Genomic DNA, 21,147 nt, shown 5'->3' on the forward strand with positions numbered 1-21,147 from the left:
CCGCGAATGACTGACTCTGCCGTGCCCGGCGCCTACCCCCAGGGTGTGAAACTTGGGGTAGACGTCGGCACCGTGCGGGTGGGCGTCGCGGTCTGTGACCGGGACGGCATCCTCGCCACGCCGCTGCGGACGCTGGACCGCAACGCGAAGAAAAACACCGATGTGGCGATCCTCGCAAAGCTGGCCGTCGAGCTGGGCGCGGTGGAGATTTTTGTCGGCCTGCCGCGCACGATGAAAGGCGAGGAGCACGCTTCCGCACGAATGGCCACCGAGTATGCCAAGCTACTGATCGGTAAACTATTCGAGGCCGGATCCGAGGTGCCCGTGAGGTTGGTTGACGAGCGGCTGAGCTCCGTGACAGCCCACCGCAACCTGCACCAAGCTGGCATGAGCAGCAGGGACCACCGTAAAGTAGTGGATCAGGTTGCGGCAGCAGGTATCCTGCAGCATGCGATCGATATGCAAAAGGCCAGGGGAACGGATGTAGGTAGCCGCGTCAGCGCGGACCTCCCTCCGGGGCCGACCGGAAGCGGCGACCAAGCCGCCCCGGCAGTAAACACGCATTCTGCACAACGCATTCTGCACAAAACGGAAGGCTACAGTGAGCCCGGTCAACAATGACAACTCCTCTGGTGTTGCCAACAGCGGAGCCGGCCGTCCGCTGACGCGCAAGGAAATCAGGGCGCAGGAAAAGTCCCTGGCGACTCAGGGCCAGGACGTCATCCCGCCCCAGGCCTTCGAGACCGGCCGCGAAGCGCCCGAGGCGCAGGCTTCCCAGGCCCACGACGGCGGCCGGGAAACCGCCGCCGCCAGCCCGGAACTGCCGGAGGCCGCTCCGACGGTCCACGAACCGGTGCACGAACCGGTGCGCGAGGAACCCCTCCTCGAAGAGCCCGTCCGCCAGCCGGTGTACCAGGAACCCGTCCCCGCGGCCGCCCACGAGGAGCCGGCCCACGAGGCCGCCGAGGAGCCTGTCCACCACGAGCCCGCGCACGAGGAGCTCGTCCACGAATATTCCGGCGGGATGTCCCGCGAAGAAACCCTGCGCCGCGCCGACGAACTGCAGTACGGCTACGATTCCCACCACCCGGCCGACTACGCCCCGGCCTACGCTGCGCACCCCGACGACGAGGGCCACCACGCGTACGACGACGACGCAGACCACACACCGCTGGCCGGAGCCGCCTCCATCCCCACCGCCAAGGGTCCGTCCAAGAAGGTCCGCCGGCGCCGCCGCTTCCTCGCCCTGGTCCTGACCCTGGCCGTCTTTGTGGTCGCGATCGTCGTCGGCGCCCAGTTCATCAAGCCCCTGCTCGGCGGCGACACCGTTGCCGACTACCCGGGCCCGGGCACCGGCGAAGTGACCATCACCGTCCCGGCGGGTGCCGGCCCCAAGTCCGTCGCCGCCGACCTGCAGTCCAAGAAGGTCATTGCCAACTCGGATTCCTTCCTGAAGCAGTTCGCTTCCTCCGGCGGGGCGCTTAGCCCGGGGACGTTCACGATGCGCAAGGAAATGAACAACGCGGACGCCGTGGCCGCCCTGCTGAGCAAGGACCAGGGCAAGATCATGTACTTCGCGCTGAGCGCCGGCATGCGCATCGGAGAATCGCTGCAGGCCATTTCGGCGGGCACCGGGGTCTCGGTGTCGGAACTGAAGGCGCTCAGCGATTCGCCGGCCCAGTTCGGCGTTCCGGCCAAGGCCAAGAACCTCGAAGGCTTCCTGTTCCCCGGCGAATACCGGTTCCCGGTCGGGACCACCGGCAAGGAGGTGCTGACGAAGCTCGTCGGAAGCACGCTCGACGAGCTCAAGTCCCAGGGGGTCACCGATCCCGCCAAGCAGTACGACGTCGTCACGGTGGCCAGCATTGTTCAGGCCGAGGGCGGCCAGGCCGAATACGGGGACGTGGCCGGTGCCATCTACAACCGGCTCAAGCCCAACAACACCGAGACCAACGGCCTGATCCAGTCCGACGCCACGGTGACCTACGGGCTGGGAATCCGGAGCTTCCACATTGACGAGAAGCAGAAGGCGGACAAGGCCAACCCGTACAACACGTACGCAAACGTCGGCTTGCCGGCGGGACCTATCGGTTCGCCGGGCAAGACGGCCATCGACGCTGCCGCCAAGCCTAAGACCAACGACTACCTCTACTGGGTGACCATCAACCTGGACACCAAGGAGACGAAGTTCGCGAAGACCCTGGCGGAGCACAACGTCAATGTGGCCAAGTACAACGCCTGGTGTGACGCCAACCCCAACCGCTGCGTATGACCTTGCGGGCTGCCGTCCTCGGCCATCCCATCATCCACTCGAAGTCCCCGGCCCTGCACCGTGCCGCCTATGCCGAGCTCGGCGCCGATCTGGCGTATGAGGCCATCGACGTGACCGTCGACGCGCTCCCCGGCTTTATGGCCGGGGTGCGCGGGGACGGACGCTGGCGCGGGCTGTCCGTGACCATGCCGCTTAAGAGCGCGATGGCCGCCGAGGTGGACGAGATCCGCGGCGTGGCCCGCCAACTGGGCGTCATCAACACCGTCGCCTTCGAATCCGGCCCGGCCACGGCCCGGCTGATCGGCTACAACACCGACGTCGCGGGGATCGTGAACGCCCTCCGGTACGCCGGAGTGCCCGCGGAGCCGTCCGCCGCCATCCTCGGCGGCGGCGGAACCGCGGCGGCCGCCGTGGCCGCCCTGAAGGAACTCGGCGCCCCGGCCGCAGCGGTCTTCGTCCGGGACGTCGGCCGTGCCGTCGAAGCCCGCGCCGCGGCCGCCGCCGTCGGGCTCGACCTGCAGGTGTTGCCGCTGGCCGCTGCGGCGCCGGCGCTTGCGGCCGCCGACGTCGTGGTCAGTACCTTCCCGCCCCGTGCCGCGGACCCGCTGGCAGCGGAGCTCGCCGCAGCATTGGCCGCTAACAGCGGCACGGCCGGCAGGGTGCTCCTGGATGTCGCCTACGATCCGTGGCCCAGCCGGATCGCGGCGGCCTGGACGGAAGCGGGCGGAAGAGTGGTGCCTGGCCTCGAGATGCTGCTCTACCAGGCGGTCGAGCAGGTGCGCCTCTTCACCGGCTTCGCAGGCCCCCTCCCGGCCGAAGTCATAGATGTGATGTGTGACGCAGTCGGGGCGCCCCGACGGGTGTTCTAAGTGCCATGCATGGCAGGATGGATCGTATGTTGCGTTGGTTGACTGCCGGAGAATCCCATGGCCCGGCCCTGGTCGGAATTATCGAAGGCGTCCCCGCCGGTGTTGAGCTCACCAGCACCCGGATCGTCGAGGCGCTGGCCCGCCGGCGGCTCGGCTACGGCCGTGGTGCCCGGATGAAGTTTGAACAAGACGTCGTCACGGTGCTCGGCGGCGTCCGCCACGGGCTGACCCAGGGCGGCCCCGTCGCTATCCAGGTCGGAAACACCGAATGGCCCAAATGGGAGCAGATCATGTCTGCCGACCCGGTGGACCCCGAGGTCCTCGCCGACCAGGCCCGCAACGCTCCTCTCACCCGCCCGCGCCCGGGCCACGCCGACTTCACCGGCATGCAGAAGTACGGCTTCGACGAGGCCAGGCCGGTCCTGGAGCGCGCCAGCGCCCGGGAAACCGCCACCCGCGTCGCCCTCGGGGCCGTCGCCGCCGCCTTCCTCGAGCAGCTCGGCATCAAACTCGTCTCCCACACGGTCGCCATCGCCAGCGTGTCCGTCCCGGAAGGCCGGCCGTTGCCGGTACCGGACAACGTGCTGGCCCTCGACGCCGACCCGCTCCGCTGCTTCGACCGCGAAACCTCCGATGCCATGGTCGCCGAAGTGGACGTGGCGCACAAGGAAGGCGAAACCCTCGGCGGGGTCGTCGAAGTCCTCGCCTACGGGCTGCCCCCGGGACTGGGCAGCTACGTCCACTGGGACCGGCGCCTCGACTCGCGCCTGGCCGCTGCGCTGATGGGCATCCAGGCGATCAAGGGCGTGGAAGTCGGGGACGGCTTCCTCACCGCCGCGCGCCGCGGCTCCGCCGCCCACGACGAAATCGTCAAGGACGCTGACGGCCGGATCATCCGCACGTCGAACCGCGCCGGCGGGATCGAGGGCGGCATGAGCATCGGCGATGTGCTCCGCGTCCGCGCGGCCATGAAGCCCATCGCGACGGTGCCGCGTGCGCTCAAGACGGTTGACGTCAGCACCGGGGAGGCCGCCAAGGCCCACCACCAGCGCTCGGATGTCTGTGCGGTGCCGGCCGCCGGCGTCGTGGCCGAGGCGATGGTGGCACTGGTCCTCGCCGAGGCGGTCACGGAAAAGTTCGGCGGCGACTCCGTGCAGGAGACCGCCCGCAATATCAAGGGTTACCTGGACAACATTCCGGCGTCCCTGGACTCGATAGGGCACTAGTGCCACCGCACAAAAACAGGCGTAAGCCACAGAACCGTCCGGTTGTGCTGATCGGCCCGATGGCGGTCGGCAAGTCCGCGATCGGGCAGCAACTGGCCCAGCACCTCGGCGCCCGCTTCGTGGACACCGACGCAGAGGTCGTGGCCCAGCACGGGACCATCGCGGAGATTTTCGCCGGCCGGGGGGAGTGTGCCTTCCGCGAGCTGGAGGCCCGGGCCGTAGCGCACGCCATCGAGGAGGCGGCCGGCACCAACGCCGCAGGCACCAACGCCGCAGGCAGCAACGCCGCAGGCAGCAACGCCGCAGGCACCAACACAGTCATCTCCCTTGGCGGCGGGGCGGTGCTGGACTCGGGAACCCAGCAGCTGCTCGCCGGCTGCACCGTGGTTTACCTCGAATGCGATGCCGACACCGTCTCCGAACGGATCGCCCGGAACTCCGGGCGCCCGCTCCTGGCCGGGGATGCGATGGAGCGCTGGCGCGCGCTTTTCGCCACCCGCCAGCCGATCTACGAACGGCTCGCCGACCTGGTGCTCGACGTCCGGAGCGGTTCCGTCGCGGACCTCGCGCACCGGCTTGAAGATGCGCTGGAGCAGCTCGCTGCCGCACACGCCGCACCTGCACCCGCCCCAGCAGCGACAAAGGAAGTTGAAAAGTGAACAACGAATCAACCGTCATCAAAGTCACCGGACAGACCCCGGGGGAGAACTACGACGTCGTCGTGGGCCGCGGGCTGCTGGCCGGACTTCCCGGTCTGCTGGGCGAGCGCGTCAAGCGCGTCCTGGTCATCCACCCGCGCGCGCTGCGGCTCACCGGCGACGCAGTCCGGGAAGAACTGTCCACCGCCGGTTTCACGGCACTGACGGCCGAAATCCCCGACGCCGAAGAGGGCAAGCACATCGAGGTGGCCTCGTTCTGCTGGCAGGTACTGGGCCAGAACGATTTCACCCGCTCCGACGCGATCGTCGCCGTTGGCGGGGGAGCGGTGACCGACCTTGCCGGCTTCGTGGCCGCGACCTGGCTGCGCGGCGTCAAGGTCATCCACATGCCCACGAGCCTGCTCGGCATGGTGGACGCGGCCGTCGGCGGCAAGACCGGCATCAACACGGCCGAGGGCAAAAACCTTGTGGGCGTCTTCCACCCGCCGGCCGGCGTCCTCGCGGACCTGGACACACTGGACACGCTGCCGAAGAACGAAATGATCTCCGGCATGGCCGAGGTCATCAAGTGCGGTTTCATCGCGGACCCGGCCATCCTCGAGCTCATCGAGAAGGACCCCGCCGCCGTGTCCGATCCCCGCTCGGACACCCTGCGGGAACTGATCGAACGCGCCATCGCAGTTAAGGCCCGGGTGGTCTCCGAGGACCTGAAGGAAACCGGGCAGCGGGAGATCCTCAATTACGGCCACACGCTGGGCCACGCGATCGAACTCGCTGAACGCTACTCATGGCGCCACGGCGCCGCCGTCTCGGTGGGCATGATGTTCGCGGCCGAACTGGCCCGCAGCGTGGGCCGGCTCAGCGACGCCGACGCCGACCGGCACCGGGACATCCTGGAAAGCCTCGGCCTGCCCATCAGTTACCGCCGTGACCGCTGGCAGGCCCTGCTGGACGGCATGCGGCGGGACAAGAAGTCCCGCGGCGACCTGCTGCGCTTTGTGGTCCTCGACGGCGTCGGGCGCCCGGGCATCCTGGACGTCCCGGACACTTCGCTGCTGTTCGCGGCCTACCAGGAGATCGCGTCCTGATGGCCAGCGACAGCGCCGGCACCAGCGAGTGGCCCGACGGCGGGTTCCCCGGCATCCGGATCAACCCGAAGACCCTCATGCCGCAGCTCGTCAATGAGGAAGCCTGCGCCGCCGCGCTGGCCGCCTCCACCGATCCCACGGACCGGATCTTCGTGCGCCTCGTGGAGGGCCACCCGGGCGAAGCCGCCGAACTGCTGGCCGAGGCCCGGTACAAGGACCCCGACTCCTTCCGGCTGCGGATGTTCGAGGCCGAGGTCCTGCGCGTATCGCACCGCTTCGACCGCGCCGTCGAGCTCTACCGCCAGCTCCTCGCCGAGGCGCTGGGCACTCCGGAGGAGGCAACCGTGCGGCAGCATCTGGGCCGCTCGCACTTCGCCGCCGGCAACATTGCCGCCGCCGTCGAATCCTTCGCCAAGGCCCTGGACCTACGCGTGGCCGGCGCCGCGGACGCGTCGCTGATCTACTCGTCGACGGTGGCGCTGCAGCGCGCCCGGGACGTGCTGGACCTGGCCTGCTAGCCGCCCGTACGGCAGCAGCCCGGCAAAACCGGTAGAATAGTTCTTGGATTTTTGATAAATACGCGCTGGCAGGCCCGATCGGCAGGCCTGCCTGGCATAAGCGGCTGGCAGCTAGAACCAGTCCACGAGGAAACCTGAGGATACTGTGGCAACGACTAACGACATCAAGAACGGAACCGTGCTGAAGCTTGAGGGCCAGCTCTGGAACATCATCGAGTTCCAGCACGTCAAGCCCGGCAAGGGTGGCGCGTTCGTTCGGACCAAGATGCGCAACGTGATGTCCGGCAAGGTCGTTGACAAGACCTTCAACGCCGGACTCAAGATCGAGACCGCCACTGTTGACCGCCGCGACTACCAGTACCTGTACCAGGACGGCGCCGACTACGTGTTCATGGACACCTCGGACTTCGACCAGCTCACCGTGCCCGCCGCCACCGTCGGCGACGCCACCAACTTCATGCTCGAGAACCAGATGGTCAACATCGCCATCCACGAGGGCAACCCGCTCTACATCGAACTGCCGCCGAGCGTCGTGCTGGAAATCACCTACACCGAGCCGGGCCTGCAAGGTGACCGCTCCTCCGCCGGCACCAAGCCCGCCACGCTCGAGACCGGCTACGAGATCCAGGTGCCGCTGTTCGTCGAGAACAACACCAAGGTCAAGGTCGACACCCGCGACGGCAGCTACCTTGGCCGGGTCAACGACTAGTGAGCGCACGCGGTAAGGCCCGTAACCGGGCCCTGGATGTTCTCTTCGAAGCGGAGCAGCGCTCCACTTCGGCATTCGATGTGCTGCGTTCCCGTCGCGAACAGACGGACCAGATCATCAACCCGTACACCTTGGAAATCGTCGAGGGCGTCGTGTCCCACCAGGCGGCCATCGACGAGTTCCTGGAAACCTACTCGCAGGGCTGGTCGCTGGAGCGGATGCCGTCCGTGGACCGCATCATCCTGCGGATCGGCACCTGGGAACTGCTCTACAACGATGACGTCCCGGACGGCGTGGCGGTGAGCGAGGCCGTGGCACTGGCCAAGACGCTCTCGACGGACGAGTCGCCGCAGTTCATCAACGGCCTGCTGGGCCGCCTGCAGCAGCTCAAGCCGTCGCTGCTGGCCTGACAACCGGCTGGCTGCACGAACCACAACCAAGGGCCGGTGCCCGCCGCGAGGCGGGCACCGGCCCTTGGCGTTTCCGGCCTCAAATTCGGGCCGCCGCGGCGTCGACGGTCTCAGCGCAGCACAGCGTCGCGCAGGGCGCGGATCTCCGCGAGCTGCTGCTGCTCATCGAGTTGGTGCGCCGGAACGTCCCGTCCGCTGAGGATCCGCTGGCGGATAAAGGCCAGCCGGGTGGCGGCGTGCAGGAACGCCTTCATCTGCGGGGCCCGGCCAATCGACCTGGCCCAGCGCCGTGCCGAGCGGCGCCCCGCAGGGGTCGCCAGCATGGCCACCTCCGGTCCGGTGAACCAGCCGGCCGCGGCATACTCCTGGAGCCGTTGACGGGTCAGCCGGCGCTCTGCGACGCGCAACAGGACGACAACCAGCACCGCGAGCAGGAAGATCGGCACCTGGACCAGGAGGTACTGCGCGAGGAAATCCTGTCCCATGGAGTTCCAGCCGCTGTGCAGGAGCATGGCCGGGACCAGCCCCACCGGAAACGCGACGAGCGTCAGCCCGGAGTGCCAGCGGCGGGCGGCCAGGCCCAGGATGAGGCCGGTGCTCCCGGTGAAGATGGCGTGCGCGAAGGGCGACATCACCCCGCGGAGGAAAAAGACGACGGCCAGATCGGTGCCCGGGGTGCTGGACTCGGCGATGGCCCGGCCGAAATACAGGATGTTCTCGGTGAAGGCGAAACCGCCGGCAATGGTGAGTGCGAAAACGACGCCGTCAACCGGCCCGTCGAACTGCTTCCGGGCGAAGACCAGCAGCAGCAACAGCCCGAGCGATTTGGCGAACTCCTCCACCACTGGCGCCTGGACGGTGACGGCGAACGTCCGGTAATCCAGTCCGGACGCCGGGCCCGCGGCGAGCGAGAAGAACGGCTGGATCAGCATCGTCACGGCAACCGAGACGAGCGCGCCCCAGGCGAAGGCGAAGAACAGCAGGCGCTTGGGCTCGGGTTCCCAGCGGTCGATGTAGCGGACGGCCAGCAGGACCGAGCCGAGCGGCAGCAGCGAGGCGAGGAACCCCACCACGAAGCCGCCCGGCCCGGTGTTCTCCAGCAGATAGGGCAGCACCAGGAACAGGCTCACGAAGGCGAGGACGCCGCCCCCCAGCACCAACGCCGCCACCCCGGCCGAGGCGCGTGCCCGCGGCGCGGTGGCCGCCGGCGGCAGCACCGGCTGCGCCCGCGTGAAACCGTCCGGCCGGTTGCCCGGGGGCAGCTGCAGTGGTGCGTGGCCGAGGCCGGGCGCCGGCCGGTAGTCCTGCGGCTGGACCTGGCCGAGCCAACTGGGGTTTGCCTGCTGCGGGGGCGGGCCGTCCGGGGCCCGCCGGCCCGGCGGGGGGTCGAAGCTCGTCATGGCACGAGCCTATGGGGTTGGCGCCGGGGGGCCCAAGACGCGGGGCCGCGGATGTGACGCACGCCGCCCCGTCCGGGGCCGGGCGGCGGCTGCCCGTGTGGTAATTTGAAAGAGCAAATGATCCTTTTTTAATTCCGTCCCGTGAGGCGGGGAAAGGGGAGACGAGCGTTGACTTCTGTTCCAGAAGCACCGGTTCCGGCCAAGGTCCAGCTCAGCAGGGTTGTCCTCAACCAGGCTGACATCGACCGTGCACTCACTCGTATCGCCCATGAGATTCTTGAGTCCAACAAGGGCTCCCAGGACCTGGTCCTGCTGGGCATCCCGCGGCGGGGTTACCCGCTCGCCGTGCGTCTCGCCGCCAAGATCGCCGCCGCAGATCCCAGTGTGGACCCGGCCGCCATCGTCGGCCAGCTGGATGTCACCATGTTCCGCGACGACCTCTCGCACCAGCCCACCAGGCCGCCGTACCCCACCCAGTTGCCCCGCACCGGAATCGACAACAAAGTCGTGGTGCTGATCGACGACGTCCTGTACTCCGGCCGCACCATCCGCGCCGCGCTGGACGCGATCATCGACCTTGGACGGCCCCGGATCGTCCGGCTCGCCGTCCTGATCGACCGCGGCCACCGGGAGCTGCCGATCCGCGCAGACCACGTCGGCAAGAACCTCCCCACCTCCTCCGCGGAGAAGGTCCGGGTCCGGCTCGAGGAAACCGATTCCGCGGCCGGGGCCGACGGTGCCGCCGTGGACGAGGTCGTCATCGAGGCCACCGCATGAGGCACCTGCTCTCCACCGAGGACCTCGGCCGCGCCAACGCCATCCGCATCCTCGACACCGCCGAAGAGATGGCTGCCGTGGGGGAGCGCGAGGTCAAGAAGCTCCCGGCTCTGCGCGGCCGCACCGTGGTCAACCTGTTCTTCGAGGACTCCACCCGCACCCGCATCTCCTTCGAGGCGGCCGCCAAGCGGCTCTCGGCGGACGTCATCAACTTCGCCGCGAAGGGTTCCTCCGTCTCCAAAGGCGAATCGCTCAAGGACACGGCCCAGACGCTCGCCGCGATGGGGGCCGACGCCGTCGTCATCCGGCACTGGGCCTCCGGCGCGCCGCACCGGCTGGCGGCGACCGACTGGATCGACGCCGCCGTGATCAACGCCGGCGACGGCACCCACGAGCACCCCACCCAGGCCCTGCTGGACGCTTTCACCATGCGGCGGCACTGGTCCAAACTCGCCGGCACCCCCTCCGCCGGGGCGGACCTGACGGGCATGCGCGTCGCGATCGCCGGGGACGTGCTGCACTCCCGCGTGGCCCGCTCCAACGTCTGGCTGCTCCGGACCCTGGGCGCGGAAGTGACCCTCGTGGCACCGCCCACCCTGCTGCCCGTCGGCGTCGAACAGTGGCCCTGCACCATCAGCTACGACCTGGACGAGACCCTCGCCGGCGGCGTGGACGCGATGATGATGCTCCGCGTGCAGGGCGAGCGGATGAACGCCTCGTTTTTCCCGACCACCCGCGAGTACTCGCGGCGCTGGGGTTTTGATGACAACCGGCTCCGGGCCCTCGACAGCCTGGGGCTCAAGGACACCATCATCATGCACCCCGGCCCGATGAACCGCGGGCTGGAAATTTCCTCGGCCGCCGCCGACTCGCCCCGTTCCACCGTGCTGGCACAGGTGCGCAACGGCGTGTCCGTCCGGATGGCCGCCCTCTACCTGCTGCTCTCCGGTGACACCCGCGAACCAGCAACCTCACCCGCCGCCTACTCCAAGGAGAGCCACTGATGGCATCACAGCAACAGGACCAAGGCAGCGCCGGCGCCTACCTCATCCGGGGCGCCGCCATCCTCGGCGGAGCACCCGAGGACCTGCTGATCCGCGACGGCGTCATCGCGGCCCGCGGGCAGGACCTCGACGCGGACGGGGCCACCGTCATTGAGGCCGCCGGCCTCGTGGCCCTGCCCGGCATGGTGGACATCCACACCCACCTGCGCGAACCCGGCCGCGAAGACGCCGAGACGGTCGAGACCGGCACCCGTGCCGCGGCGCTGGGCGGCTACACCGCGGTGCACGCGATGGCCAACAGCACCCCGGTGGCGGACACCGCCGGCGTCGTCGAGCAGGTCCTCACCCTCGGCCGCACGGCCGGCTGGGTGGACGTCCGCCCGGTGGGCGCCGTCACCGTCGGCCTGGCCGGCGAGCAACTCGCCGAACTCGGCGCCATGGCCGACTCCCGCGCCCGGGTCCGGGTCTTCTCCGACGACGGCATCTGCGTCAGCGACCCCGTGCTGATGCGCCGCGCGCTGGAATACGTCAAGGCATTCGACGGCGTCGTCGCCCAGCACGCGCAGGAACCCCGGCTCACCGCCGGCGCGCAAATGAACGAGGGCGTGGTCTCCGCCGTGCTCGGGCTCACCGGCTGGCCCGCCGTCGCCGAGGAAAGCATCATCGCCCGCGACGTCCTGCTGGCCCAGCACGTCGGATCCCGGCTGCACGTCTGCCACGTCTCCACTGCGGGCTCCGTGGAAATCGTGCGCTGGGCCAAGTCGCGAGGCATCAATGTCACGGCCGAGGTCACGCCGCACCACCTGTGGCTGACCGACGAGCTGGTCCGCAGCTACGACCCGGTCTACAAAGTCAACCCGCCGCTGCGCACCGACGAGGATGTCCAGGCCCTGCGTGCCGCGCTGGCGGACGGCACGATCGACGTCGTCGGCACCGACCACGCCCCGCACCCCAGCGAGCACAAGGAATGCGAGTGGGCGCAGGCGGCGATGGGCATGACCGGGCTGGAAACCGCGCTCTCCGTGGTGCAGCACACCATGATCGAGACCGGGCTGATGGGCTGGGCGGACTTCGCCCGCGTGACCTCCACCACGCCCGCCGCGATCGGCCGGCTGGAGGACCAGGGCAGGCCGCTGGAGGCCGGCGAACCCGCCAACGTCACACTCGTGGACCCGGCTGCGCGCTGGACCGTGGACCCTTCTAAGATGGCAACCATGGGCCGTAACTCTCCGTTTGCCGGCCGGGAACTCCCGGGCAAGGTGGTGGCCACCTTCTTCAAGGGACATCCCACGGTCCTGAACGGCGAACTCAACACGCCGTACCGGTACCCGGCAGAGACCACCGACACCGCGGCAGCGGGCCGCCCCTGATGGTCAAGGAACTCTCCCTCCTGTTCACGCTGGTCCTGATCGGCGTCGCGCTGGTCCTGATCTGGCTCGGCTGGCGGAACCGGCTCCGGCGCCAGGCCGACGTCGAACCCCTGCCCGCGGTTCCCGCCGGGCTGGGCGGGCCGCTGGCCGCCGCCGACGGCCAGTACGTGGCCACCACCACCGCCGGCGACTGGCTGGACCGGATCGCCGTCCACCAGCTCGGCCTGCGCACCAACGCCGGGCTCAGCGTCCACCCCGAAGGCGTGCTCTTCGACCGTTCCGGGGCCGGCCCGGTCTTCATTCCCGCCGGCCGGCTCACCGGAGTCCGGCAGGAAAGCGGCATGGCCGGGAAGTTCGTCGAAAAAGACGGGCTCCTGGTGCTCAGCTGGATGCTCGGTGCCAAGGAGCTGGACACCGGCTTCCGGACCCGACGGGCCGAGGACAAGGCCCTCCTCCTGGCCACCCTCCAAGATTTGATCTCCGCAGCCCCTCAGGCAGAAGCCGATAGTGGAAAGTAACGACGTGACGGATCTCAACGAAGTGTCAGAAGAATCAGTGTCAGAAACAGCAGTGTCAGAAGAAACAGTGATCGAAAAAACAGTGACAGCAAACGCATCCACCCCCGCCGTGCTCGTCCTCGAGGACGGCCGGATCTTCCGCGGACGCAGCTACGGCGCCACCGGCACCACGCTCGGCGAAGCGGTCTTCGCGACTGGCATGACCGGTTACCAGGAGACCATCACCGACCCCTCCTACGCCCGCCAGCTCGTGGTGCAGACCGCCCCGCACATCGGCAACACCGGCGTGAACAAGGACGACGCCGAGTCCCGGCGCATCTGGGTGGCCGGCTACATCGTTCGCGACGCGGCCCGCCGGCCCTCCAACTGGCGCTCGGAACGCAGCCTGGACGAAGAGCTCGTCGACCAGGGCATCGTGGGTATCCAGGGCGTTGACACCCGTGCCATCACCCGGCACCTGCGCGAACACAAGACCATGCGCGCCGGGATCTTCTCCGGCGACGCCGCAGCCGCCACCGACAAGGAACTGGTGGACGCCGTGCTGGCCAGCGCGCCGATGGAAGGCTCCCGGCTCGCCGAGGAAGTCAGCGTCGACACTGCCTACACTGTCGAACCCGCTGATTGGGGCTGGGAGGGCGAGCCGCGGTTCAGCATCGCCGCGATCGACCTTGGCATCAAGCGCATGACCCCGATCCGCTTCGCCGAACGCGGCGTCCGGGTCCACGTCCTGCCTGCCACCGCCACGCTCGAGGACGTCCAAGCCGTCAACCCGGACGGCGTCTTCATGTCCAACGGTCCCGGCGACCCCGCCACCGCCGACAGCCAGGTCAACCTGCTCCGCTCCGTGCTGGACGCCAAGCTGCCCTACTTCGGCATCTGCTTCGGCAACCAGATCCTGGGCCGTGCCCTGGGCTTCGGAACCTACAAGCTCCGCTACGGCCACCGCGGCATCAACCAGCCCGTGATGGACCGCCGCACCGGCAAGGTCGAAATCACCTCGCAGAACCACGGCTTCGCCGTCGACGCCCCGCTCGAGGGCGCCACGCAGGCCCCGGAGGAGCGCTTCGGCCGCGTCGAGGTCAGCCACGTGAGCCTCAACGACGACGTCGTCGAGGGCCTGTCCTGCCTGGACATCCCCGCCTTCTCGGTCCAGTACCACCCCGAGGCTGCCGCCGGCCCCCACGACGCCGCCTACCTCTTCGACCGCTTCATCGAGCTGATGGCGGACACCAAGACAGCGGACATCAAGACTTCCACCGACTCCAAGACTGAGGACAAGAAGTAATGCCCAAGAGAACTGACCTTAAGAGCGTCCTGGTCATCGGTTCCGGCCCGATCGTGATCGGCCAGGCGGCCGAATTCGACTACTCCGGCACGCAGGCACTGCGCGTCCTCAAGGAGGAAGGCCTGCGCGTCATCCTCGTCAACTCCAACCCGGCCACCATCATGACCGACCCGGAGTTCGCCGACGCCACCTACATCGAACCGATCACCCCCGAGGTGGTTGAGAAGATCATCGCCAAGGAACGCCCCGACGCGCTGCTGCCCACCCTGGGTGGCCAGACCGCGCTGAACACGGCGATCGCGCTGGACAAGAACGGTGTGCTGGAGAAGTACAACGTGGAGCTGATCGGCGCCAACATCGCCGCGATCGAACTCGGCGAGGACCGCGAGAAGTTCAAGGGCGTGGTGGAGCGCTGCGGCGCCGAATCGGCACGCAGCCACATCATCCACAGCATGGACGAGGCCCTCACCGCGGCCGAGGACCTTGGCTACCCGATGGTCGTGCGGCCCTCCTTCACGATGGGCGGCCTCGGCTCGGGCCTGGCCTACAACGAGGGGGACCTGCGCCGGATCGTCGGCCAGGGCCTGCAGTACAGCCCGACCTCCGAGGTGCTGCTCGAAGAGAGCATCCTCGGCTGGAAGGAATACGAGCTCGAGATGATGCGGGACAAGAACGACAACGTCGTGGTGGTCTGCTCGATCGAGAACTTCGACCCGGTGGGCGTGCACACCGGCGACTCCATCACGGTCGCCCCGGCGCTAACCCTGACAGACCGCGAGTACCAGCGGCTGCGCGACATCTCGATCGCCGTGATCCGCGAAGTCGGCGTCGACACCGGCGGCTGCAACATCCAGTTCGCCGTCGAGCCGGACACCGGCCGCGTCGTGGTGATTGAGATGAACCCCCGCGTCTCCCGCTCCTCGGCGCTGGCCTCCAAGGCCACCGGCTTCGCGATCGCTAAGATCGCCACCAAACTCTCGCTCGGCTACACCCTGGACGAGATCCCGAACGACATCACGCAGAAGACCCCGGCCTCCTTCGAGCCGACCCTCGACTACGTCGTCGTCAAGGTCCCGCGCTTCGCCTTCGAGAAGTTCCCGGCCGCTGACTCCACCCTGACCACCACCATGAAGTCGGTGGGCGAGGCCATGGCAATGGGCCGGAACTTCACCGAGGCCCTCCAGAAGGCGCTCCGGTCGTTGGAGCAGAAGGGCTCGCAGCTGGACTTCAGCCCGGTCCCGGAATGGGAAGTCCCGGAACTGATCGAGAAGGCCAAGCGCCCCAGCACCGAACGCCTGCACCAGGTCCAGCGTGCGCTGCTTGGCGGCGCCACCGTGGAGCAGCTGTTTGAGGCCTCCAAGATCGACCCCTGGTACCTGGACCAGCTCCAGCTGCTGAACGAGATCTCGCAGGAGATCCGCCACTCCACCGCCCTGACCCAGGAGATGCTCCAGCGCGCCAAGCGGCACGGCTTCTCCGACGCGCAGATCGGCTCCCTGACGCACAACTCCGAGGACGTCGTCCGCGGCGTCCGGCAGGCCCTGGGCATCCGCCCGGTCTACAAGACCGTGGACACCTGCGCCGCCGAGTTCGCCGCGTACACCCCGTACCACTACTCCTCCTACGACGAAGAGGACGAGGTGGCGCTGCACGCCAAACCGTCCATCATCATCCTCGGCTCCGGGCCGAACCGGATCGGCCAGGGCATCGAGTTCGACTACTCCTGCGTGCACGCCTCGATGGCGCTGCGCAAGGCCGGCTATGAGACCGTGATGGTCAACTGCAACCCGGAGACCGTCTCCACGGACTACGACGTATCCACCCGGCTCTACTTCGAACCGCTCACCCTGGAGGACGTCCTCGAGGTCATCGCCGCCGAAGAACGCACCGGCGGTGTGATGGGCGTGTTCGTACAGCTCGGCGGCCAGACCCCGCTCAAGCTCGCCCAGCAGCTCGCCGACGCCGGCGTGCCGATCCTCGGCACCTCCCCGGAGGCCATCGACCTGGCCGAGCACCGCGGCGCCTTCTCCCGGGTGCTCGACGAGGCCGGACTGATCTCCCCGAAGAACGGCACCGCCGTCTCCTTCGAGGACGCCAAGAAGATCGCCGACGAGATCGGCTACCCGGTCCTGGTCCGGCCCTCCTACGTCCTGGGCGGCCGCGGCATGGAGATCGTCTACGACGAGCCCAACCTCTCCCGCTACATCGCCAACGCCACCGAAATCACCCCGGACCACCCGGTGCTGATCGACCGCTTCCTGGAGGACGCCGTTGAGATCGACGTCGACGCCCTCTACGACGGAAAGGATCTGTACCTCGGCGGCATCATGGAGCACATCGAGGAAGCAGGCATCCACTCCGGCGACTCGGCCTGCGTGCTGCCCCCGATCACCCTCGGCAACAACGTGATCGACCGCGTCCGGACCGCCACGCGGGCCATCGCCGAAGGCGTCGGCGTCCGCGGACTGATCAACATCCAGTTCGCCCTCGCCTCCGACGTACTGTACGTCCTCGAAGCGAACCCCCGCGCCTCCCGCACGGTGCCGTTCGTCTCCAAGGCCACCGGCGTCCAGATGGCCAAGGCCGCCGCCCTGATCGGCACCGGCGTCACCATCAACCAGCTCCGTACCGCCTACAAGATGCTGCCGGAATCCGGGGACGGCTCGACCCTGCCCCTGGACGCCCCCGTGGCGGTCAAGGAGGCCGTGTTGCCGTTCAGCCGGTTCCGCACCCTCGAGGGCAAGGTCGTCGACTCCCTCCTCGGCCCGGAAATGCGGTCCACCGGCGAGGTCATGGGCATCGACAAGCACTTTGACACCGCCTTCGCCAAGAGCCAGGCCGCGGCGAACAACGCGCTGCCCACCGAGGGCAAGGTCTTCGTCTCCGTCGCGAACCGGGACAAGCGCGCCGTCATCATGGCTGTCAAGCGCCTCTCGGACCTCGGGTTCGAGATCGTGTCCACCGGCGGCACCGCCGACGTGCTGCGCCGCAACGGCCTGCAGGCCACCACGGTCCGCAAGGTCGCGGAGGGCTCCAGCGCCGAGGGCGAGGGCACCATCGCGGACCTGATCGTCGCCGGCGAGATCGACATGGTGTTCAACACCCCGTCCGGCGGCGAAGCCCGCGGCGACGGCTACGAAATCCGTGCCGCCGCCACGTCGATCGGCATCCCCTGCATCACGACGGTTGCCGAGTTCAACGCCGCCGTCCAGGCCATCGAGGCCATGCGGACCTACGAGTGGTCCGTCACGAGCCTGCAGGAGCACGCCGCGGCACTGTTCGCTTCACAGGCACGGGTTGCGCAGGAAGCGAACACCGGTGCCTGAGGCTGCCGCTGACACGGCCGGCCGGGAGTCCTTCGGCTCCCGGCTGGGCCGGGCCATGGCGGAGCGCGGCCCGCTCTGCGTGGGCGTCGACCCGCATCCGGCGCTGCTGCAGCGCTGGGGCCTGGCCGACGACGCCCGCGGGCTGGAGCGCTTTTCGCTGACCGCCCTCGACGCCGTCGCCTCGCTCGCTGCCGCGGTGAAGCCGCAGGTGGCGCTCTTTGAGCGGCACGGCTCGGCCGGCATGGCAGTGCTGGAACGGGTCCTTGCGGCGGCCGCGGAGGCGGGGGTGCTCAGCATCGCCGACGCCAAGCGCGGCGACATCGGCTCCACCATGGCCGCTTACGCGGACGCGTGGCTGCGGGACGGCTCGGCCCTGGCCGCGGACTCGGTGACGCTGAGCCCGTACCTGGGCTTCGAATCGCTCCGCCCGGCCCTTGACCTCGCGGCGGAGGCCGGGAGGGGCGTGTTCGTCCTGGCCCTGACCTCAAACCCCGAGGGGGCGTCCGTGCAGCACGTCGGCGGCGCGGACTCCGTGGCCCGGCGCATTGTCCGGGCCGCCGCCGCGGAGAACAAGCGGTACGTCGTTGACCAGGACGCCGGGGACCTCGGTTCCGTCGGACTCGTCGTCGGCGCGACCGTCGGTTCGGCGCTGACCGACCTGGACCTGGACCTCGCGGCGGTCCGCGGCCCGATTCTGGCGCCGGGCCTGGGCGCCCAGGGCGCCACCGCCGCGGACCTGCGCCGGACGTTCGGCAGCGCCTACGGCCAGGTGCTTGGCACATCGAGCCGGGACATCCTCGGCGCCGGGCCGGGGATCCGGGAGCTTCGGGACGCCGCGCAGCGCACCCTCGACGAACTCCGCGGAGCGTAGCCGCCCCTCGGTTCGACCCTTGGGCCCGGTGGCGGGTCCACCAGTTGACGCAGGTGGCCGCTGTGGGCGCCAGTCTTCCGGCCATCTGCGGCAAACTGGCGCAGCAATCATCCATTGATTTCAGCCTGTGCCAGAAGGTAGGTTCAGGAGAAGTCCGTGGTCCGAGCCGGGGTGCTGTACGGTTCGCCCGGGCAGCGCTTTTGTTTGGGCCGTCCGACTATGCAGGGAGGACCTCAGTGAGCTTGCGACCCCTTACGCCGCAGGAGCGTGCCGATGCCTTGCATAAGGCCGCCGCGGCCCGGGCGGTTCGGGCGGCGGCGAAAGAACGGCTGAAGGCGGGGGAACTGTCCATCGCCGAGCTGCTGGGCACGGGGGAGACGGACGAGGCGATCGCCCGGATGCGGGTCGTGGAGCTGCTGGAGGCGCTGCCGGGCATCGGGCACGTGCGAGCCGCCGCGATCATGGACCGGCTCGGCATCGCGGCTTCCCGGCGGGTGCGGGGCCTGGGAATCCACCAGCGCCGGGCGCTGATAGATTTTATAGACGAGAAATAGCCCGGCCCGCCGAGCTTCCACCACCGCCCAAAGGAATACGTGAGCAAGAAACCCGGACTGACAGTCCTCGCCGGCCCGACGGCCGTCGGCAAAGGAACCGTGTCCACCTACATTCGGGACAACTATCCCGAAGTCTGGCTTTCAGTGTCCGCAACCACCCGCCCGCCGCGGCCGGGTGAGATCGACGGGGTGCATTACTACTTCAAGTCCAAGGAGGAGTTCGACGCCCTCGTCGCGGCAGGAGAACTGCTGGAGTGGGCTGTGGTGCACGGACAAAACACCTACGGCACCCTCAAGAGCACGGTCGACGCGGCAATTGCCGAGGGCCGGTCGGTGCTGCTGGAGATTGACCTGCAGGGCGCGCGCCAGGTGAAGAAGGCCGTTCCGGACGCGCAGTTCGTCTTCCTCGCCCCGCCCAGCTGGGAAGAATTGGTGCGCCGCCTGGTGGGGCGCGGCACTGAATCCGCCGAGGAACAGCAGCGGCGGCTGGAAACCGGTAAAGTAGAACTAGCCGCTGAACCGGAGTTCGATCACACGGTCATCAATGATGACGTGCGTCGGGCAGCGGATGAGCTTGTTTCACTCATGGGGCTAACGCCGCACCCGCACTAACCGCAGGGTCGGATTGGCCCGTTAGAATTTGGAGAATTCGTGTCCACGAACCTTGAAGGCATCATCAACCCGCCGATCGACGAGCTGCTGAAGGCCGCCGACTCGAAGTACGGACTGGTGATTTTCGGTGCCAAGCGCGCCCGCCAGATCAACGCGTACTACGCCCAGCTGCACGAGGGCCTGTTCGAGTACGTCGGCCCGCTCGTCGACACCAAGCTGAACGAGAAGTCGCTGTCCATCGCCCTGCGCGAAATCAACGAAGGCAAGCTCGTTTCCACGCCGATCGAAGCCGCAGCAGAGTAACTTCGCAGCTGCCTGACGGAGGTCACGTGCGCATAGTCCTCGGAGTCGGGGGAGGGATAGCCGCCTACAAGGTGGCGTCGCTCCTCCGGCTTTTTACCGAAGCCGGCCATGACGTCACCGTCATCCCCACGGAGGCTGCCACCCGGTTCGTTGGCGTCGCCACCTGGGAGGCACTGTCCGGGCACCCGGTCAGTAACAGCGTCTTCGACGAGGTACACACCGTCAACCATGTCCGGCTGGGACACGAGGCGGAGCTGATCGTCGTCGCCCCGGCGACCGCGGACCTGCTGGCCCGTGCCGCCACCGGCCAAGCCAACGACCTGCTCACCAACACGCTGCTGATGGCGGGCGGCCCGGTCCTGATGGCCCCGGCCATGCACACCGAAATGTGGCGCCACCCGGCAACCCAAGCCAACGTCGAAACCCTCCGCAGCCGGGGCATCACCGTCCTTGAGCCCGCCACCGGCCGGCTGACCGGCACGGACTCCGGTCCCGGCCGACTGCCCGAACCGGAGGCGATCTTCGCCGCCGCGCTGGCCCTGGCCGGCGCGCCCGCGGTCCCCAACGCACCGGACCTGACGACGTCGGACGAACACGCCTCGGGTGCAGCCCCCGCCGGCGGGCCGCTGGCCGGCCTCACCGTGACGATCAGCGCCGGCGGCACCCGGGAGCCCCTCGACCCGGTCCGTTTCCTGGGCAACCGCTCCTCCGGCAAGCAGGGCGTCGCGCTGGCCGTCGCCGCCCGCGAGGCCGGTGCCCGCGTCCGGCTGCTTGCGGCCCACATGGACGTCCCGGCGCCCGGCGGCGTTGAGGTGGTGCGGGTCGAAACCGCCCTGGAACTCCGCAAGGCCGCCCTGCATGCCGCCGCGGACTCCGACGTCGTGATCATGGCCGCCGCCGTCGCGGACTTCCGCCCCGCGGATGTCTCGGGAACCAAAATCAAGAAACGGGACGACAGCGCCGATCCCGTGATTTCTCTGGTCCGCAACCCGGACATCCTCCGCGAGCTCGTCGAGGTCCGCGACGCGGCCTCACGGAACCAGCTGATCGTCGGTTTCGCGGCCGAGACCGGCGACGCCGACGGGGACGTCCTGGAGTACGCCGCCGCCAAGTTGCGCCGCAAGGCCTGCGACCTGCTGGTGGTCAACCACGTGGGGCAGGACAAGGTCTTCGGCGAGGACACGAACGAGGTAGTCATCCTTTCGCGGTCCGGCTCCGAACCCCAAGAGGCGTCGGGTTCCAAATCCGACGTTGCGGCTGCCGTGATTGACCGCATCAGCGCCGAGTTGATCCGGGTTGTCCCGCCCGCTTGAGCGCTGGCGTAATCAAGGTCTCCTCAGCAGGGGGACACACGCCGCCGGACGCCCGTTTCCCAA

Annotated in this window: 21 protein-coding genes; 20 read left to right on the forward strand and 1 reads right to left on the reverse strand. The window is 68.6% G+C overall.

Features of this window, described 5'->3' with window-relative positions; all coding sequences use genetic code 11:
• Positions 1-6 precede the first annotated feature (6 nt).
• The 9 genes from ruvX (at position 7) to nusB (ending at position 7,751) form a co-directional block, all read left to right on the forward strand.
• Positions 7-621 carry a Holliday junction resolvase RuvX gene (gene ruvX, locus ACZ5Z0_RS00660; RefSeq protein ID WP_464109445.1) on the forward strand — a complete coding sequence of 205 codons (615 nt, stop codon included), beginning with the start codon at positions 7-9 and terminating at the stop codon, positions 619-621.
• Positions 602-2,272, forward strand: coding sequence for an endolytic transglycosylase MltG (gene mltG, locus ACZ5Z0_RS00665; protein ID WP_464109446.1), 1,671 nt, complete (start codon positions 602-604; stop codon positions 2,270-2,272). The genes ruvX and mltG overlap by 20 nt, the downstream gene beginning before the upstream one ends.
• Positions 2,269-3,141 (forward strand): shikimate dehydrogenase, encoded by an 873-nt coding sequence (locus ACZ5Z0_RS00670; RefSeq protein WP_464109447.1) that lies wholly within the window; start codon positions 2,269-2,271, stop codon positions 3,139-3,141. The genes mltG and ACZ5Z0_RS00670 overlap by 4 nt, the downstream gene beginning before the upstream one ends.
• A 26-nt stretch (positions 3,142-3,167) precedes the next feature.
• Positions 3,168-4,367, forward strand: coding sequence for a chorismate synthase (aroC, locus tag ACZ5Z0_RS00675; protein WP_464109448.1), 1,200 nt, complete (start codon positions 3,168-3,170; stop codon positions 4,365-4,367).
• Between the two features lie 59 nt (positions 4,368-4,426).
• Positions 4,427-5,026: a shikimate kinase gene (locus tag ACZ5Z0_RS00680; protein ID WP_464110669.1), complete on the forward strand. Its 600-nt coding sequence runs from the start codon at positions 4,427-4,429 to the stop codon at positions 5,024-5,026.
• Positions 5,023-6,114, forward strand: coding sequence for a 3-dehydroquinate synthase (gene aroB / locus ACZ5Z0_RS00685; RefSeq protein ID WP_138769229.1), 1,092 nt, complete (start codon positions 5,023-5,025; stop codon positions 6,112-6,114). The genes ACZ5Z0_RS00680 and aroB overlap by 4 nt, the downstream gene beginning before the upstream one ends.
• Positions 6,114-6,632 carry a tetratricopeptide repeat protein gene (locus ACZ5Z0_RS00690; protein ID WP_464109449.1) on the forward strand — a complete coding sequence of 173 codons (519 nt, stop codon included), beginning with the start codon at positions 6,114-6,116 and terminating at the stop codon, positions 6,630-6,632. The genes aroB and ACZ5Z0_RS00690 overlap by 1 nt, the downstream gene beginning before the upstream one ends.
• 145 nt (positions 6,633-6,777) lie before the next feature.
• On the forward strand, positions 6,778-7,341 hold the full coding sequence (gene efp / locus ACZ5Z0_RS00695) for an elongation factor P (RefSeq protein ID WP_138769231.1): 564 nt from the start codon (positions 6,778-6,780) through the stop codon (positions 7,339-7,341).
• The gene (nusB, locus tag ACZ5Z0_RS00700; RefSeq protein WP_464109450.1) at positions 7,341-7,751 is read left to right on the forward strand and encodes a transcription antitermination factor NusB; all 411 of its coding nucleotides are present in this window, start codon (positions 7,341-7,343) and stop codon (positions 7,749-7,751) included. The genes efp and nusB overlap by 1 nt, the downstream gene beginning before the upstream one ends.
• Before the next feature lie 110 nt (positions 7,752-7,861).
• On the opposite strand, the gene ACZ5Z0_RS00705 is transcribed toward nusB, so the two are convergent.
• Positions 7,862-9,151 (reverse strand): PrsW family intramembrane metalloprotease, encoded by a 1,290-nt coding sequence (locus ACZ5Z0_RS00705; RefSeq protein ID WP_464109451.1) that lies wholly within the window; start codon positions 9,149-9,151, stop codon positions 7,862-7,864.
• Between the two features lie 168 nt (positions 9,152-9,319).
• Here ACZ5Z0_RS00705 and pyrR point away from each other — a divergent pair, with 168 nt between their 5' ends.
• The 11 genes from pyrR to ACZ5Z0_RS00760 all read left to right on the forward strand — a co-directional run bounded on the left by pyrR (position 9,320) and on the right by ACZ5Z0_RS00760 (position 21,084).
• Positions 9,320-9,928 (forward strand): bifunctional pyr operon transcriptional regulator/uracil phosphoribosyltransferase PyrR, encoded by a 609-nt coding sequence (pyrR, locus tag ACZ5Z0_RS00710; RefSeq protein WP_138769234.1) that lies wholly within the window; start codon positions 9,320-9,322, stop codon positions 9,926-9,928.
• Positions 9,925-10,932, forward strand: coding sequence for an aspartate carbamoyltransferase catalytic subunit (locus ACZ5Z0_RS00715; RefSeq protein ID WP_464109452.1), 1,008 nt, complete (start codon positions 9,925-9,927; stop codon positions 10,930-10,932). The genes pyrR and ACZ5Z0_RS00715 overlap by 4 nt, the downstream gene beginning before the upstream one ends.
• Complete coding sequence (locus ACZ5Z0_RS00720) at positions 10,932-12,302, forward strand: dihydroorotase (RefSeq protein WP_464109453.1); 1,371 nt, start codon at positions 10,932-10,934, stop codon at positions 12,300-12,302. The genes ACZ5Z0_RS00715 and ACZ5Z0_RS00720 overlap by 1 nt, the downstream gene beginning before the upstream one ends.
• Complete coding sequence (locus ACZ5Z0_RS00725) at positions 12,302-12,820, forward strand: PH-like domain-containing protein (protein WP_464109454.1); 519 nt, start codon at positions 12,302-12,304, stop codon at positions 12,818-12,820. Before ACZ5Z0_RS00720 ends, ACZ5Z0_RS00725 begins: the two co-directional genes overlap by 1 nt.
• 52 nt (positions 12,821-12,872) lie before the next feature.
• A complete protein-coding gene (gene carA / locus ACZ5Z0_RS00730) occupies positions 12,873-14,105 on the forward strand; it encodes a glutamine-hydrolyzing carbamoyl-phosphate synthase small subunit (protein ID WP_464109455.1) in 1,233 nt (410 codons plus the stop codon).
• A complete protein-coding gene (carB, locus tag ACZ5Z0_RS00735) occupies positions 14,105-17,431 on the forward strand; it encodes a carbamoyl-phosphate synthase large subunit (RefSeq protein WP_464109456.1) in 3,327 nt (1,108 codons plus the stop codon). The genes carA and carB overlap by 1 nt, the downstream gene beginning before the upstream one ends.
• Positions 17,432-17,486: 55 nt before the next feature.
• Positions 17,487-18,302 carry an orotidine-5'-phosphate decarboxylase gene (pyrF, locus tag ACZ5Z0_RS00740; RefSeq protein WP_464110670.1) on the forward strand — a complete coding sequence of 272 codons (816 nt, stop codon included), beginning with the start codon at positions 17,487-17,489 and terminating at the stop codon, positions 18,300-18,302.
• 236 nt (positions 18,303-18,538) lie between these two features.
• A complete protein-coding gene (gene mihF / locus ACZ5Z0_RS00745; RefSeq protein ID WP_138769240.1) occupies positions 18,539-18,856 on the forward strand; it encodes an integration host factor, actinobacterial type in 318 nt (105 codons plus the stop codon).
• A gap of 39 nt (positions 18,857-18,895) precedes the next feature.
• A complete protein-coding gene (gmk, locus tag ACZ5Z0_RS00750; protein ID WP_138769241.1) occupies positions 18,896-19,468 on the forward strand; it encodes a guanylate kinase in 573 nt (190 codons plus the stop codon).
• A 39-nt stretch (positions 19,469-19,507) separates the two neighbouring features.
• Positions 19,508-19,771, forward strand: a complete 264-nt coding sequence (gene rpoZ, locus ACZ5Z0_RS00755) for a DNA-directed RNA polymerase subunit omega (RefSeq protein WP_138769242.1) — start codon at positions 19,508-19,510, stop codon at positions 19,769-19,771.
• A gap of 26 nt (positions 19,772-19,797) precedes the next feature.
• On the forward strand, positions 19,798-21,084 hold the full coding sequence (locus tag ACZ5Z0_RS00760) for a bifunctional phosphopantothenoylcysteine decarboxylase/phosphopantothenate synthase (protein ID WP_464109457.1): 1,287 nt from the start codon (positions 19,798-19,800) through the stop codon (positions 21,082-21,084).
• The last annotated feature ends 63 nt before the right edge of the window (positions 21,085-21,147 follow it).

Source organism: Arthrobacter sp. T2-23 (genome assembly GCF_055398325.1).

Coding starts and splice junctions, on each gene's coding strand:
- ruvX (WP_464109445.1), top strand. CDS start 7: ATGACTGACTCTGCCGTGCCCGGCGCCTACCCCCAGGGTGTGAAACTT.
- ACZ5Z0_RS00670 (WP_464109447.1), top strand. CDS start 2,269: ATGACCTTGCGGGCTGCCGTCCTCGGCCATCCCATCATCCACTCGAAG.
- aroC (WP_464109448.1), top strand. CDS start 3,168: ATGTTGCGTTGGTTGACTGCCGGAGAATCCCATGGCCCGGCCCTGGTC.
- ACZ5Z0_RS00680 (WP_464110669.1), top strand. CDS start 4,427: ATGGCGGTCGGCAAGTCCGCGATCGGGCAGCAACTGGCCCAGCACCTC.
- ACZ5Z0_RS00690 (WP_464109449.1), top strand. CDS start 6,114: ATGGCCAGCGACAGCGCCGGCACCAGCGAGTGGCCCGACGGCGGGTTC.
- ACZ5Z0_RS00705 (WP_464109451.1), bottom strand. CDS start 9,151: ATGACGAGCTTCGACCCCCCGCCGGGCCGGCGGGCCCCGGACGGCCCG.
- ACZ5Z0_RS00715 (WP_464109452.1), top strand. CDS start 9,925: ATGAGGCACCTGCTCTCCACCGAGGACCTCGGCCGCGCCAACGCCATC.
- ACZ5Z0_RS00720 (WP_464109453.1), top strand. CDS start 10,932: ATGGCATCACAGCAACAGGACCAAGGCAGCGCCGGCGCCTACCTCATC.
- ACZ5Z0_RS00725 (WP_464109454.1), top strand. CDS start 12,302: ATGGTCAAGGAACTCTCCCTCCTGTTCACGCTGGTCCTGATCGGCGTC.
- carB (WP_464109456.1), top strand. CDS start 14,105: ATGCCCAAGAGAACTGACCTTAAGAGCGTCCTGGTCATCGGTTCCGGC.
- pyrF (WP_464110670.1), top strand. CDS start 17,487: ATGGCGGAGCGCGGCCCGCTCTGCGTGGGCGTCGACCCGCATCCGGCG.